General features: G+C 41.2%; 16 protein-coding genes and 1 pseudogene. 4 read left to right on the top strand and 13 right to left on the bottom strand.

From position 1 onward, the window contains the following. Positions 1-52: 52 nt before the first annotated feature. The 5 genes and pseudogenes from RMY16_RS01995 to RMY16_RS01975 all read right to left on the bottom strand — a co-directional run. Positions 53-457 (bottom strand): annotated as a pseudogene (locus RMY16_RS01995) (hypothetical protein); the annotation flags it as partial. A gap of 38 nt (positions 458-495) precedes the next feature. Continuing rightward, entirely contained in the window at positions 496-831 is a 336-nt protein-coding gene (locus RMY16_RS01990) for a hypothetical protein (RefSeq protein ID WP_069072332.1), read from the bottom strand. A 93-nt stretch (positions 832-924) separates the two neighbouring features. Continuing rightward, positions 925-1,521, bottom strand: a complete 597-nt coding sequence (locus tag RMY16_RS01985) for a hypothetical protein (protein ID WP_322734951.1) — start codon at positions 1,519-1,521, stop codon at positions 925-927. Between the two features lie 400 nt (positions 1,522-1,921). Then, positions 1,922-2,479, bottom strand: a complete 558-nt coding sequence (locus tag RMY16_RS01980) for a DUF192 domain-containing protein (protein WP_292754049.1) — start codon at positions 2,477-2,479, stop codon at positions 1,922-1,924. A gap of 362 nt (positions 2,480-2,841) precedes the next feature. Continuing rightward, on the bottom strand, positions 2,842-4,476 hold the full coding sequence (locus RMY16_RS01975) for an ATP-binding protein (RefSeq protein WP_322734950.1): 1,635 nt from the start codon (positions 4,474-4,476) through the stop codon (positions 2,842-2,844). 182 nt (positions 4,477-4,658) lie between these two features. Here RMY16_RS01975 and RMY16_RS01970 point away from each other — a divergent pair, with 182 nt between their 5' ends. Together RMY16_RS01970 and RMY16_RS01965 are read left to right on the top strand one after the other, a co-directional pair. Next, positions 4,659-5,237, top strand: coding sequence for a hypothetical protein (locus RMY16_RS01970; RefSeq protein ID WP_322734949.1), 579 nt, complete (start codon positions 4,659-4,661; stop codon positions 5,235-5,237). Between the two features lie 262 nt (positions 5,238-5,499). Beyond that, positions 5,500-5,889 carry a GNAT family N-acetyltransferase gene (locus RMY16_RS01965; protein ID WP_322734948.1) on the top strand — a complete coding sequence of 130 codons (390 nt, stop codon included), beginning with the start codon at positions 5,500-5,502 and terminating at the stop codon, positions 5,887-5,889. Between the two features lie 98 nt (positions 5,890-5,987). On the opposite strand, the gene RMY16_RS01960 is transcribed toward RMY16_RS01965, so the two are convergent. Continuing rightward, the gene (locus tag RMY16_RS01960; protein ID WP_322734947.1) at positions 5,988-6,581 is read right to left on the bottom strand and encodes a TetR/AcrR family transcriptional regulator; all 594 of its coding nucleotides are present in this window, start codon (positions 6,579-6,581) and stop codon (positions 5,988-5,990) included. A gap of 72 nt (positions 6,582-6,653) precedes the next feature. On the opposite strand from RMY16_RS01960, the gene RMY16_RS01955 reads away from it, so the two are divergent. After that, a complete protein-coding gene (locus RMY16_RS01955) occupies positions 6,654-8,135 on the top strand; it encodes an amidase (protein ID WP_322734946.1) in 1,482 nt (493 codons plus the stop codon). 58 nt (positions 8,136-8,193) lie between these two features. Here RMY16_RS01955 and RMY16_RS01950 read toward each other — a convergent pair whose 3' ends face one another. From RMY16_RS01950 to RMY16_RS01920, 7 genes are all read right to left on the bottom strand, one after another. Continuing rightward, positions 8,194-8,568 (bottom strand): hypothetical protein, encoded by a 375-nt coding sequence (locus tag RMY16_RS01950; protein ID WP_322734945.1) that lies wholly within the window; start codon positions 8,566-8,568, stop codon positions 8,194-8,196. A 334-nt stretch (positions 8,569-8,902) separates the two neighbouring features. Next, positions 8,903-9,352, bottom strand: a complete 450-nt coding sequence (locus RMY16_RS01945; RefSeq protein ID WP_322734944.1) for a hypothetical protein — start codon at positions 9,350-9,352, stop codon at positions 8,903-8,905. Between the two features lie 434 nt (positions 9,353-9,786). Beyond that, positions 9,787-10,389 (bottom strand): siphovirus Gp157 family protein, encoded by a 603-nt coding sequence (locus tag RMY16_RS01940; RefSeq protein WP_322734943.1) that lies wholly within the window; start codon positions 10,387-10,389, stop codon positions 9,787-9,789. A gap of 87 nt (positions 10,390-10,476) precedes the next feature. Then, on the bottom strand, positions 10,477-10,644 hold the full coding sequence (locus RMY16_RS01935; protein ID WP_181154401.1) for a hypothetical protein: 168 nt from the start codon (positions 10,642-10,644) through the stop codon (positions 10,477-10,479). Between the two features lie 504 nt (positions 10,645-11,148). Then, positions 11,149-11,688 (bottom strand): hypothetical protein, encoded by a 540-nt coding sequence (locus RMY16_RS01930; protein ID WP_322734942.1) that lies wholly within the window; start codon positions 11,686-11,688, stop codon positions 11,149-11,151. 22 nt (positions 11,689-11,710) lie between these two features. Further along, positions 11,711-12,259, bottom strand: a complete 549-nt coding sequence (locus tag RMY16_RS01925; RefSeq protein ID WP_322734941.1) for a GNAT family N-acetyltransferase — start codon at positions 12,257-12,259, stop codon at positions 11,711-11,713. Positions 12,260-12,286: 27 nt separating this feature from the next. After that, positions 12,287-12,799, bottom strand: coding sequence for a hypothetical protein (locus RMY16_RS01920; protein ID WP_322734940.1), 513 nt, complete (start codon positions 12,797-12,799; stop codon positions 12,287-12,289). 598 nt (positions 12,800-13,397) lie between these two features. On the opposite strand from RMY16_RS01920, the gene RMY16_RS01915 reads away from it, so the two are divergent. Then, on the top strand, positions 13,398-13,952 hold the full coding sequence (locus RMY16_RS01915; RefSeq protein ID WP_322734939.1) for a hypothetical protein: 555 nt from the start codon (positions 13,398-13,400) through the stop codon (positions 13,950-13,952). The last annotated feature ends 6 nt before the right edge of the window (positions 13,953-13,958 follow it).

Below are 13,958 nucleotides of genomic sequence, written 5' to 3'. Positions count from 1 at the left end.
AGCCTTCAGATGGAATGGCTTTTATCTCACAATGCTTAACCCGAACTCAGGTTAATAAAGTTAATTGCTCTAGATCGCATTTATCCTCTATCTTTTTTAGTTCCTGCTGCCGGAGAAAGTTATCAGTGAACGAACCAAGGTGAATTGTTAAGGTTTCTCGTTCGGGAAGTTCTTTGAGTCCGCCTTCAATATTTTCAAAAATGGGGATAATCTGTTCTTCGGGTAAAGACGGGTGAATTCCTTGTACGTCGAAGCAGAACTTGATTTGAATATCTTCTTTTCTCTGGAGAATGAGTGCGCCGATATCTCTACGACCAGCAAGCGAGATACTTGCAATCCCGGCTAAATGGGTAATATCCTCAAAGGGTGTCAGGTTTTTGACAACACCTAATTGTTCGGTATCGAGAGATTTTTTACCAATTTTGTGCTTTATTTTTGTTGAGGTGGTCGAACTCATAGCCTGTAGTTTTGTTCGCTGGTATTAATTCAGAAGCTTTATCTGCGTTTTTTCAGCTGGCGCTTTTTCTTGGGTTGAGGTTGTAGAGGATTAACGAGGGAGACAAATGGTTTATAGCCACGGGTGATGCGGGGCGTGCCGACAAACTTACCGAAAAAGGCTTTGTTGGAACTTACTGTCCACCAGGTTGCCCATCCCCAGGCGGTTACAATTCCGGTTGCAAGCCAAGAAGCTTGCATAAAACCCTTGACTACCATGTAGGAGATGAGAGCGATCGCACTCCAGGGAACAATTTGGTCGGCGGGGAATGGCCCGAGGCGTGGCTGGTCTCCTAATACGCGGTTGACAGTACGAAATTCCCGAACTCTTGTCATTATTACGAAAGGCAAAAGTCAGCTTTTGAAATTTTGATGAGTGGCACTTGTGGAATTGTGCCACTCGTGGTGGCTTTTTTGACGAGTAGCTCCTCAGCCTGTTACCAGCCCTGCAAGCAAGTCTCCGACTACAACTGTGAGGGCAACGATAATTGGTGTACGGGCGATCGTTTGCCAATCCTCGTCGTTTCTGGCTGATTGAACGACCCGGATCAGACCAATACCAAGGTAAATTAAGAACAAACCGCGCAGTACTGCGAATACGTATTTAATGATGTCTGCGTCAACACCTGTAAAATACTCTGTGAAAAAGTCCTCTGCGTTTTGCATGAACTGGGCGTTTGCGGGTGCAGCGGCCATATCCAACATAAATATTACACCTACTAAGCAGAACAAGACGGTATAGATATTGATGCCATACTTGCGCTGCCATTTCTCGAAGTTGGAAAGTAGCAAGTTTGCTTCCTTGGGTAGTAACGCTACAATACCAGTTCCAAAAGCCAGCGATGCCATTACCATGTGATGAATGGAGATATCTGCAATCATCAAGCCAGTACCAACTGCCATTAGTCCGGCGATGCTGGCGTTTTCTTTCCAATTGCGACGGCGACGGGTGGGAGCGGGGTATCCGTATTCTTCGTAGGAAGGAACGCGATCGTTGCTAAAATTAGATTCGTAGTCTGTTCTCATAAAAAAAGTAGATGATTTTGGAAATTACTGGATGAAACTTTGTAGGGGTAATTACGACTGAATTACTGCTTTATTCCGTTGGCGGAGTCTGCCCCTAGTACATAGTTTGGATTGGAGTAAATCTCTGCTCCAACTTCTCGCTTGTAAACCTATTTTATTAAATTAATATCCGTAAAAGCATCTAAGAATTTTCCATTTTTAAACACTATGATTTTCAGTAAATCATTAGTAAAAAATTAGAAAAATTGCATTGACAACTTTCAACATTTAAATCAGTGGTTTATTTCATAATGTTTGACCCCCGATATAGTCTATATCGGGGGTCAGTAATTGATATATGAGGTAGTGTAATTACGGTGTTTTACCGTTAATTTACCCAGTGAAATAAATTGTCCGTCAACTAATTCTGCGTTTGATTTGGGTTGAAGTCGAGATGGAGCTTCTTGCCTACTTTGAGGTTGAGGGTTTTGGTACTGTTAGCAGGTAGTTCGATAACTTGGTTAACAGGATAGATGGAATCGTACTTAGGACAGGTTTTTGTTTTGCAGGGGGGAGCCGCCTCTACGATTGATTTAATAACTCCATCTTGGAGAAATATCATATCTAGAGGAATATACGTATCCTGCATCCAAAGTTTAACTTTTTCAGGTTTGTTAAGGACAAATAGCATTCCGTGATTTTCGGGAATCGAGTCACGAAATTTGAGTCCGTGGGCATATTCTTTTCTATCGTCTGCTAGTTCAAGTTGAACTGTTTGATTATTACTGGTAAAGGTTGCACCAATAGGTAGATACTGGGGCTGGCGAGTCCAAAAGTATAGTGGTAGGGGTGAGAGAGCAGCAGTAAAACCAGCAATTGGCCCAACGATATTGAGAATTTTGAAAAATAGGCTTTTTTCTGGATTTTGTGCTTGTTTAGTTTGAATGTTGGTTTGAGCGGTTTGTCTTGTGACTTCCATAGTTTTAGATAAATAAAGTAGTAGAGTGGTTAGAAATGGCAAGCATTATGACTGTTGAAATGTTTTGGCTACATTTGCTTTCGTTCAAACATGATGAAACTTTGAATTGATTTATGATGTTTACAAAGAAGTAGTCAGAACTCAGGAGCGGAGCCGGAGACGCTCCACCTCCGGTCAGAATTCAGTAGAAAGCTTGCGTAAGGCTTGAGGGCTTTGTACGAATGACTCTTAACTGTTGGTTTAAAGCCTCATCAGAGTTGTTCAGCAAAACAAAAAAGTTTTTTTTAACCACCAGCGCGAAACTCCTTCCTTTATGGCTGAAGTTCTTCTGACTCCTGAATTCTGTATTCTGGCTCCTTGCATTAGCTAAAAATCTCGATGTTACCAACAGCAAACTTGCTTTCATCGAGGGGACTACTAGGTAAAGCTTGTTGGTCAGCTTTGTTACGCATCGACTCGACTTTATCGGCTTCGCGGATGGCAAGTGGGTTAATCTGGCGGCGTTCTTCTAGTAATGCCTCGATTGTTAGTTCGAGTACGGGGAGTTTGCTTTCTGAGTAGGTATCTTCTATTACTGTTTCGCAGAATATGGTACTAGCGGCGCGTTCTACAATTGTCTGGATTTCTGCACCTACACATCGATTGGTGGCTTTCAGAATTCTGCGCCACTGTTCCTCGCTCCAGGGGTCGCCGCCATTGCGAAAACGTTCGTCAAATCGGGCAGCGTGCAGTTTGAAGATACTATATCTTTCCCCATTATTGGGCAGGTCTACCTTAAATAAATAGTCAAACCGTCCAGCACGGGTGAGTTCGGGTGGCAGCCATTCCATGCGGTTGACTGAGGCGATGACCAGTACATCTGACGTGCGCTCTTGCATCCACGTCAACAGCTGGCCAGCAAGCCGTTTGGCGAGGTCATCCTCCCCGGCGAAGCCTTTATCAAAGTCGTCAAAGTACAAAATTACTTGGTTGAGCCTATCTGCCAGTCGCAACAAGCGTTTAAGCTTCATTTCTGCTTGGTTGCCAAAACTTCTAAAGTTGCCCCAATCGACCATGATAAGGGGAATACCCATATTCTGGGAACAGGCTTTTGCTGAGTGTGATTTTCCTGTCCCCGGTGGCCCCACAAGCATAATCCCTTTGGGTACACGCAGATTATATTGTTTGGCACGCGGGGTAAGCAATCGCTTGAACTTTTTGAATGACTGTTGCATGAGTTCCAACCCACCAAGTTGGACTTTTGGCGGAGGTAAGAATTCGATGTCATACAAGCGGTTGAGCAGTTGAATTTTTTTTGATAGCAGAAGCTTGGCTATCTCACTGGAATTTCTTAAATCATGATTTTTACTAATATCGTTTAGGCAATACATAATATCAGAAATATACAAACCAGCACTAGCGTTAGCAATTTCTAAATAGTCTTGTTCCGTATATGTGAAAGGAAAATTTTTGCTTTTAATTAAACTATCAATAATTTCTTGTGCATCTGGTAGTTCTTGACTCCATAGGGGAATTTCTGCCGCTATTTCGCTTGCTATCTCAGCGTTGGCTCCTAGTAATATAGTAGTTTTGCCTTTATCTTTGGTATGAAATTTGAGGTTAACTAGCGACGACTTAATCCATTCTGATATAATAGAATCGGTTTCTTTATGTGTATTTTCTTTTATCCAAGGGAAGAGATTCTCAACAATTAATACTCCTTTGCCAGAATAAACCTTCCAGAAATTGAGTACTTGAAAATAGTCTTCTTTATTTTGTTTTATGGAAGGTTTATATTCGTCAAATTCTCGAAGAACCAGATTTTCTTCGGCACTGACTACTAGTTCTTTAATACTGTCCTCGCTGAGATTCCAGATGTAGGCTTTTCTGCCTGCTTGCTGACAGTAAGTAGTGATTCGCGTGAGGAGGCGGTGACGTTCTTGGAGGGGAGATTCGCAGGCGATGATTGGATAGTTGTCCGCAAGAAGGTCTTCTAGATAGTCAAAGCTAGACTTCATCTTAGTTGCTTGTAGCGTACTCAGAAGTAATCTTATCCAGAAGAGATGCTGTACGAGAACTGATAATTTTCTAATTATTGCGTCCATAAATTAGAAAAAAGTTGGTTTATTTTCAGTATTTTGTTGATTGTGTAATGACGTTGTGAATTTAGATAATTGCAGTATGAAGAGTTAGTGCAAGTATGGCAAAGACACCAGAATATCCAATTGTTGTTATCCCAGAGTTAGTTAAAGAAAAAAAACAGTTCACCCCTTTAGTTTTTCCTTCTGGACAGGGAGATGCACCAATCGGGGCAAGTGAGGGGCTGTTTGAAAATGTTCTCAAACACTATTTTGGTGAAATTGTTTCTCCCCAGCAGGTGATGCTTCCTCTAGGGCATCGACTACCATTTACGGCTGATTTTCTTATTATTGAACCAAATACTGGCTTACACATAGATTTGGAGGTCGATGAGCCAATTTCGTTTGCAACTCTTAAGCCTACCCACTGTATCGGCGAGGATGATTACCGAAACAAGTGTTTTGTCGATGCCAACTGGCTAGTCATCCGGTTTGCAGAAGAACAAGTCTCGTCTCAGCCAGAACGCTGCGCTCGATTTATTGCTGGTGCGATCGCTCAATTGACAGATAATAATACTTATCGCCAGAAACTACTTCATGTAGAGAAAGTTACTCCTATGCGTCAGTGGTCTGCACGTCAAGCTTCCAAATTAAAGAAGAGTGATTACCGCCAAGGCTATCTTGTCCAAAGGAAGAACTAAGGATGTGAAAAAGTATTTCGAGACAATTTGATGAGAGCCATTAGCGTTCTTCAGCTTTGAAATTTATCGGTGAGGGTTTTGTTTTGAGATTTTTGGTGGGGCGATCGCAAAGATCATTGAGTTGAGTTGTTAAGCTAGGTAGCGAAGAACAATTCAATCTTGTAAAAACAAGCTTGTGGTTAAAGTCCATCTACGCCAAATTACACGAGACAATTTCCGAGAATGTCTGAACCTGCAAGTGGGGGATGCACAGAAAAGTTTTGTGGCTACCTCTACGCAATCGTTAGCAGAAGCCTATGTTGACCCTAATCTTTTTCCTTTAGCCGTTTACGATGCTGCGGCATGTGGTTATGAACAGCCCGAAGTACCAATGATTGGATTTACAATGTATGAGATCGTGGCGGGTGTAGGATTCATTATGCGTTTGATGATTGACTATAAATATCAACGTCAAGGCTATGGACGAGCCACCATGATTGAGGTCATTCGCCGCCTCAAATTGTGTCCCGATGTTGAAATCATTGCGACAAGTTATCGAAAAGAAAATGAGATAGCCGCAAAGTTGTATCAAAGTTTAGGGTTCAGGCAATGGGATATTTCATACGCCGTATCTCATCCAACTGAGATGTACGTAAAACTTGAAGACTGCTAACAGTAGCAGCAGCACAACAAATCGTTGGAGCCAAAGTACAAGAGCGATCGGTTGAGTTCGAGAAATTGTCTGCGTCGGCTAAACTTGGTCATTAGATATCATGAGTCAACTTGTTGAATATGTTGGATTGCAACTACTAGCGCGTCCATCATCACCTCATAACTAGCATCAGTAGAACGTTCTAATGTCATTAATCCAGCCTGTTCTATGGCAATAAAGCCAGTAATCGCTGCGTTAACCATTCGCATTGCATCAATTAATTTTGTTTCACTGAGATTGTAAGCTTGCAACACACGTTTGAGGAAGCTGAAGACTTCTTGAATCATCGGGGAAGTTTCTGGATCTTTTAGACTGAGTTGAAATTGAGTCATAACTCGATAACGGTTGGGGTACGATCGCGCAAAGTCCCGCGTTGCCCGTCCTCCTGCCCGTAGCAATGCTTGGGGTTCTTCTAATCCGTTGATTTGTTGACGAGACCATTCAATATATTGCTGCCAAATGGTGAGTGCAACTGACCGTCGCAGGGCTGCATTACCATCTAGATGCTTGTAAATCGCGGGAGGCTTAATGCCCAATTCCCGTGCAACTCGATTCACACCTAAAGCAGCTTCCCCCTCTTGATCTAGACAGGCGATCGCAGCATTAATTACATCCTGCTGCGTCAAGGACTTTTCTTTGACTGGACGACCCATAAATAATTTAGTTAATTACATTAACTAAAAGTGAATATAATTAACTTTATCAAGAACTACCTGTCTACGCGTATGAGTAGCCTGACGTTTGCTCCTGCCCATCAGCTTGCGCGAATGATTCGCGATCGCGAAGTTTCTGCTGTCGAAGTTCTCAATGCTTACCTAGCTCAAATCGCCAAACATAACTCGAAACTGAATGCCATTTGCACGCTGGATGAAGACAATGCCTATCCTAGAGCCAGGCTTGCTGATGAAGCTTTAGCCAGAGGCGAAAACTGGGGTGCTTTACATGGCGTTCCCATCACGATTAAAGACATTTTTGAAACCACAGGACTGCTGACTACCGCAGGCTATATCCCTTTGAAAGACTATGTACCTCAACAAGATGCCACCGTTGTTGCCAGACTTCGGGCAGCCGGAGCAGTCATCCTGGGAAAAACAAACATGGCGGAACTGGCTGGTGATTACCAGAGTACGAATTCCCTCTTTCCACGGGTAAATAATCCTTGGAATCTTGACTACACTGCTGGCGGTAGTTCTGGAGGCAGTGCTGCGGCTGTGGCAGCAGGACTTTCAAGCTTGGACTTAGGTAACGATATCGCGGGTTCAGTGCGTCAGCCCGCTCACTTCTGCGGCGTGTATGGTTTGAAGCCTACGGATCGGCGCATTTCTACAGCAGGGCAGATTCCAGAAGTCCCTGGAATGCCAGTGTGTCTTCGGCAAATGATAACAGTAGGTTGTTTTGCGCGATCGCTTGAAGATATCCGGCTGTGCTTCTCCTTAATTGCAGGCTCTGACATTCGCCGTCCTGATGTGCCGCCAATTCCCCTCGATACCCCTTCTGGTAAGTCTTTGCAGAATCTCAAAATTGCTTGGATCGATGAATGGGCGGAGGTTCCTGTTGCGTCCGAAATTCGAGATGCAATGGCTGCGATCGCGCAGACCCTTTCTCAAGCTGGTGCCCAAATTGAACGCTGGCTTCCCAAAAACTTTGACCTATCAAAAACACTGAACCTCTACGGGCGGATGGCTGCATACATCAACATCTACGCTCAACCGATAGATCGATATAACGTGCGTCGCAGTTTGAAGCAGATTTTTCGTACTGCAACCCAAGGCGACAAAGAACTCCGCAAATTGGGGGATTTCAGCCGCCTTCTACCAGAGCTATTAAATCCACGCCTGAAAGGATATTTTGAGGTACTTACCGAGCGCGATCGCTTCACTGCCCAAATGGATGAGGCATTAGAACCTTGGAATGTGTGGCTATGTCCAGTTGCTGCAACCCCTGCCTTTACCCATCGTCCCGCTTGGAGTGCTATTGAGATTGATGGCCGACCCTATCCTCATGCAGTGGCAAACGGAGCTTACACCATGCCATTTAATCTGAGTGGACATCCTGCGGTAGTGATTCCGATTGGACAGACTCAAAATGGTCTACCGATTGGAATGCAAGTTGTTGGCAAACGGTGGCGTGAGATGGAGTTATTAGCGATCGCTCAGGAACTTGATAAAGTAATTAATGCTTTCCGAAGCCCATCTGAAATTATTTAACTAAATTTTATTTCTACGCCGACTCGTTTTCTTTTAGTTGGCTTCAGTTTATATTTTATTATGCTGACTGTTTAATCTCGGTTAAGGCTATTAACATTTCTTCTCGGTTGAGATGTCGTTTCTTGCCTGTTTTGGATTCTAGGATAGCGTAACTCCATTTGATTCCAGCTTGTGAGCATCTTTTTCTTAAGTGTTTAACAGTCATCTGTTTGGTTGTAGATACTTGATTTTTGTTTTTGTTAGACATCTGGATTTTGGATTTTTCAGTTAAAATCTCGGTTTTAATTACACTGTGTTTTGTAGATGTAGTGTAGTTACAGTGTTTTTCAAAAGCGATAGATATATCTAGCAAGAAGTGGAAAATAAAGAGAGTAGAAAATCCGTAAATAATAACGTAGAGAAGTCCTGTTAGGATATACTGTGCTAATTCCATTGTTTTAACTCCTGTTGATATAACTAGTAACTGGCTATTTTATGAAGCGATATGCCACCAGCTTTCTATTGAAATTAAGCGTTAGCTCGTGTGGTATTAAAAATATTTTTTTACAATTTTATCGGTTTTTATGTTATCCCAAAACCAGAAATATTTAATATTGGTAAATGAATTTTAATTATTTAGTTGTGGTTGGTGTCGGGAGTATTGATAACTTTCCCGTTAAGCAAAGTTTCAGCATCAAGCCAAGTTTTGATACTTTCTGTATCAAACTGATGCAGGAATAGTGATAAGATAACTTTTGAGTTTGGTTTGGTTATATGAACAGGTTCATCTATATGTACTTAATAACTGTTCTGATATTATCTACTAACTGTACTACCATACCCAAAATAGCTTTCCAGCCAAGTATTATCCCCCAAAAGCCGCTAACAAATAGACCAAATACTGACTTGAGGAAGATAACTCCCCTGTAATTTATCTCGACATTTGATTCAGCTCTGGCATAGATAAAACCATCCCCAATTTTATTTTCCAACTTCCTCATTTTTCGTTCTTCTTCTCTATCCCTTTTTTCTTCTTGTACCTTCCAGCCCCAAGGGGCAAATCCCAAAATAATCGAAATTGGAAGATAGAATGGCCAGCTATATATGTAGCCAAGGGAAGCATAGATGATAAAAAAGGTTAGTCCCAAACCAGTACGCCAAAATAAACACCAGAGGATAAACAAACTGTCGATAATAGCGTTACGGATAACTATACTTCGGTTTTTGTCATATGACATTTTAAGCTTGCTCCCGATAACTAATATTTAAGTTTTTATTTAGGGTGATTGCATCCCTTCAGATTAAACTTAAACTTAGCAGTAGTTTGAATTATCATATTGATAGTTGAAAATAGAAACTACCTAATCAATTGCAATTACCTATTTAGCCACACTAAATAAGGTTAAATATACCAACCTATTGTAACGATGTTTGTACCTAGCCCGACATAGTTACTGTTGCTGTCATTGATATCTACAATTTCATCGATTATATCTTCACAGAGTTTAAAATTAGGCAAAGTTTTGATGATTTTTTTAAGAAGTTTAAAATTGAGCTATAGTTTTTAGAAAAAATAAAAATGATTAAGATTTGACCCTTAACCATTTGATGATATTTTTGTAAAATGATGGGATCTACCTATGTTTGATTCACATGGTTGGGGCGTATGCCATTAGTTGTGGTTTTTCTTGTTGCGAGACTTACTACCTGATTGCACCTTAAACCGTACCTGCTTCCCGATACTTACCTCGGCAACATTGCTAATATCTTTACCAGATTTATAGGCTTCAAGAATTGCCTTATTATTAGCTTGGTACTTAATAACTCTAAATTCATCAGGAAAATCTTCATCATCTACTTCTACTAGTAAATTAGCGACTTTTGGTGGGTTATCCCTGATTTCAATTACCCTTTCTTTACCGATGTTTTTGTCATTGATTAATCCAATCTCGTGTAGGTGGATGAGGGTGCGCTTGATTTGTTCAAGTTGAGTTTTGCGACGTGAAATTACCCGGTCGTGGAGTTCGGCTACTCGCGCTTTTCTTTCCTCCCAGGTTTCAAGGTCAAGATTTAACTGGTCAACTACCCAGGCGATCACATCGATTTTGGTTTCGATACCATCCTGAATAGTCATAAGTTCTTGTACGAGTTGTTCTACATTACCCTGTTCGCCTAACTCGCCTGCTTCTTCTATCTGTGACCAAAGTTTAGCAGCATCTAGGCTTAATTCTTTGAGAGTGAGTTGGTTGATTTCGCGTTCAATTGCTGAAGTCATAATTTACTTTTGATATAAAAAACAACTAGCAGTTAGTTGCTACTAGTTGTTGACTAAGAAGAGTTGATGCTTGAAGGCAGATTGAATTTAGTATCCGTACTGCAAGTGATAGTAGTCTGATTTTTCTTGTGCTAATTCTGCTTCGTAGTCGTAGTAATCTGCTTCGCTTATGAAGGTGCTTGTTTGTTGAATTTGCTGTGCAGATTTTACTAATTTTTGGTTAGTTTTTGGGTTAGAACTCGTAGTAGTTTTCATGTCTATACAACTTCAATTTTTCAACGAAGTTGTTGCGTCAGCAAATGTTGTGATGTTGACTTATAAAGATAATATTTATCTTTTACCTTTATCATAACTATCTACTATTAATTTGTCTTAAACTACTAGTTTTTCTACCACAAAGATAGTTGTCCTGGTGATACATTTCCACGTCTGCGTGTATGAAACAGCATATGAAAAGCTGTGCATAAAGCCGCGAGATTTTCTGCTCGGTTGTCCTCGGGCGTATAATTTCGGTGGTGAACCACTAACGTTTTAATGCTGCGTTCTCTACGATTTAATCCATGTCTTTTATCAGTTGGACGTAAGCATTGCATACCGCAGCGCGTACATTTCCAGTCTGATTTTGATTTGACCTTAAGTGCGATAGTATCCCAGTTTGAAGAATAGCGACTGCGGTTTTTACCAGTCATCAATCAGTTACTTTTGGGTTGCAGAAAACTAATTTTGATTGAATTTGACCCAATATTATTGTGATTATATTTACGCAGAAAGTTTTCCGGAAAAATTCACCTGTGACATAACTTGTGTGCGTATTGAATTAGCAGCCTTCTCTGCAATTTCTTCTCTATCAGAATCAGTAAGAACTACTGCAAGTAGCGATTTGAGGGCTTCGCGGTTAGATATAAACTCTTCACCGTATAAATCATCTTGCAACAAAGTAGCTTCCAAGTGAGGTATTAACTCAGGCGTAGGAGATAGCAACCGCTCTTTAATGCATGCCCTTGCAGTCTCTGTCGCAGAAGTTGTACCTATACCTAAATCCCATGTTTCAATTATTAGCCTGACTTCGCGGTTAAGAGATACACGCAGCGTTGATAGACGACCAAATAAAGGAAGGTTGAGCATTAAAGGTGGTAATGCATTACCCCAATCCAAACCAGCGCCAATCGTGCAATTTGCTTCATCTTCGATGCAAACAGCCTCTTCGAGCCATCCTTCACCAAAAAGTAAATCTATAGCTTCTTGGGTTGTTATTGACTCGTTTGCCTCAAAATTATCCTTTTGCTGTTGATGATTCATAAATTTTTACCCGGATCAGCCCTTATTTTCGTCTCAATACACCATACTCAAAGTAGACTAAATTTTCATATTCTTCTTCCGAACCGCAGTTCAACATATTTTGTTTTTCATAAAATCCTTCAGACCTTGGTAAGGAATGCAACCCAATTCTACCTTCATACCCTAACTCAACACTTCTAATTCTTGCGAAATTTAATAGTGCTTGACCAACACCTTTGAATTGAGGCGGACGCTGAATCTCGATTCGGTTAGTGGGGGCAGTGGCAATACCATCAACATAAACTAGCCTCTTACCAATATTTAACCGAGAACCGTGCATTTGCGTTTCTATTATCATTAATCCTTGAGTTTTGTTTTCGCACTCAACTGCGTAACCTTCAAGATTTTCTTGATTGGCAATATATCTTAATTTGAATATCCAATCCCAGTATTTATCTGATTGACTAAATAACCTTAAGCTTTCTACCCAATAATTGACATAATCATCAACATGTCTTTGGACTAAATCTCCCAAATAGGCTTCAACAGATGTATTATCAACACCCCTTTTTAATTCGATTTTTCGCTGCACCTAAAGCTCCTAATTGTCAACTGATTATTAAAGCTTGTGACTGCTATTTGACTGGTAGATAAAAGAGTAAATGTAAATGCGTATATCAATAGCTTTATGCCAACCAGCAAGCACAGCATCATCTGAAATGTCTCCAAGAACTACCAAACCATCTTCTTTGTCCATATAGTAAGGTAAAGGTTCAGCGCTCAACCAACCATAAACAATGGCTTCTTGGTCTCGCTCAACAATTGAAACTTCTAAACTTTGTTCGTATCTTGAGTAGTAGTAAGGTAAATAGCAGGCTGGATACTCTCTTAGAGATTCACGATTAACTGTGTATGATTGCCAACGCAGTTGCTCTCCCTTGATTTCTTTATGATTAGCTTCTAGCCAATCATAGAGCTTTTTAGCTTGCCGCAATGCGTGGTCTTTGCCTGCAAAAACGACGTTGGGAAGAAAAATATCGCCGTCAAAATGCACCGCAACCTCAAATAAATCTTCATCTTCATCTTCTGCTTCTGTTACCTCAATGATTCCAGCCTTATATAGTTCGGTCATTTCCCTACATTGGTAGCTCTACCCCTACATGGTTAAAATTTTAGCTAGTTACAGAATAATCAGAACACTCTGTTGGTTCTAGCCCACCTATGAAACTAATCAACGCAAAGGGACACTAGAATTTCAACCAAATTATGAGGTGATGTCTTAAGTTCACTTCTTAAACTGGGACAATCTCTTTCGGATAGTGCGCTTATGTATCGGCACTAGGGAGTAATGAGTGCTGAGTAATGAGTATACGGACAGCGAGGGGAAGTGCGCCAACGCTACTTTTGAAGGTCAACGTGCCAGGTCTAAATAGCAAGTGCGATGGCGTAACCGCCCGCTGGAAGCGATCGCTCTAGTAATAACGTAGCGTGTGCGCGATGTACAGGCAAGCGAGCGATTTATGCACGGATGCGGATGCCTGGAGCGGGGTAAAGCACCTAACAGAAATTGTTGGACTTTATTATTTATTGTTGAACTTTTTTATTCCTCTACAGCAGATTGTGTCTAAATGTAACAATCTTTAAAATCTGGACACAATTAATACTCAGTAAATTATAGCTTTGCGCCAAACTTTTTACAATCAATATGTCGATATCAAAAATGATATCAAATGCCTGACCAAAAGTCCCCACCAAGCGAGATGATTCGTGTGCCCGTTCCACTAATTAAGGTGGTTCGGCGACTATCAAAACTACATAGGCAGGGTCATACAATTGCCTTGCTGCAAGCCTTAGAGGAATTACTAATAAAATTTGATATCAATAATGATATCGATGTAACGGCAGACAGTAAATCAGTCAAACAGCTAGAAAAAAAGCTGGAGAAACTGGAATCCCATCTTACCGATCAAGGCTCCTCGGTGGAAACAAAACTTGAAGCCATCACCAAAAAGCTGGAGCTAATCGAACGGGCAATCGCCTCTGGGAGATTGGGCAACAACAAGCCGCGAAGACAAGTGCACCCGTACCAACAAACACAAGTTGAATTACAACCCAGGACAAACGAAAGTCTTGCTCCAAGACTCGGTGTTAGCCCCCAAAGCCTGATTGCTGAAAGAGAAAAACTCAGCGCCAAAGAATTTTTGAGTTGGTCACGTAACCGCGATCCAATGAGCGTGGGTTGGGAATGGAATGCTCTTGACGAACTGTATCATCCGCTCAGGTGACGCAAG

The sequence above is a fragment of the Nostoc sp. DedQUE12b genome (genome assembly GCF_034530835.1).
Taxonomy (GTDB): domain Bacteria; phylum Cyanobacteriota; class Cyanobacteriia; order Cyanobacteriales; family Nostocaceae; genus Nostoc.
Note: the sequence above shows the minus strand (reverse complement) of the source record. Positions and strands in the feature narration are given on the sequence as shown.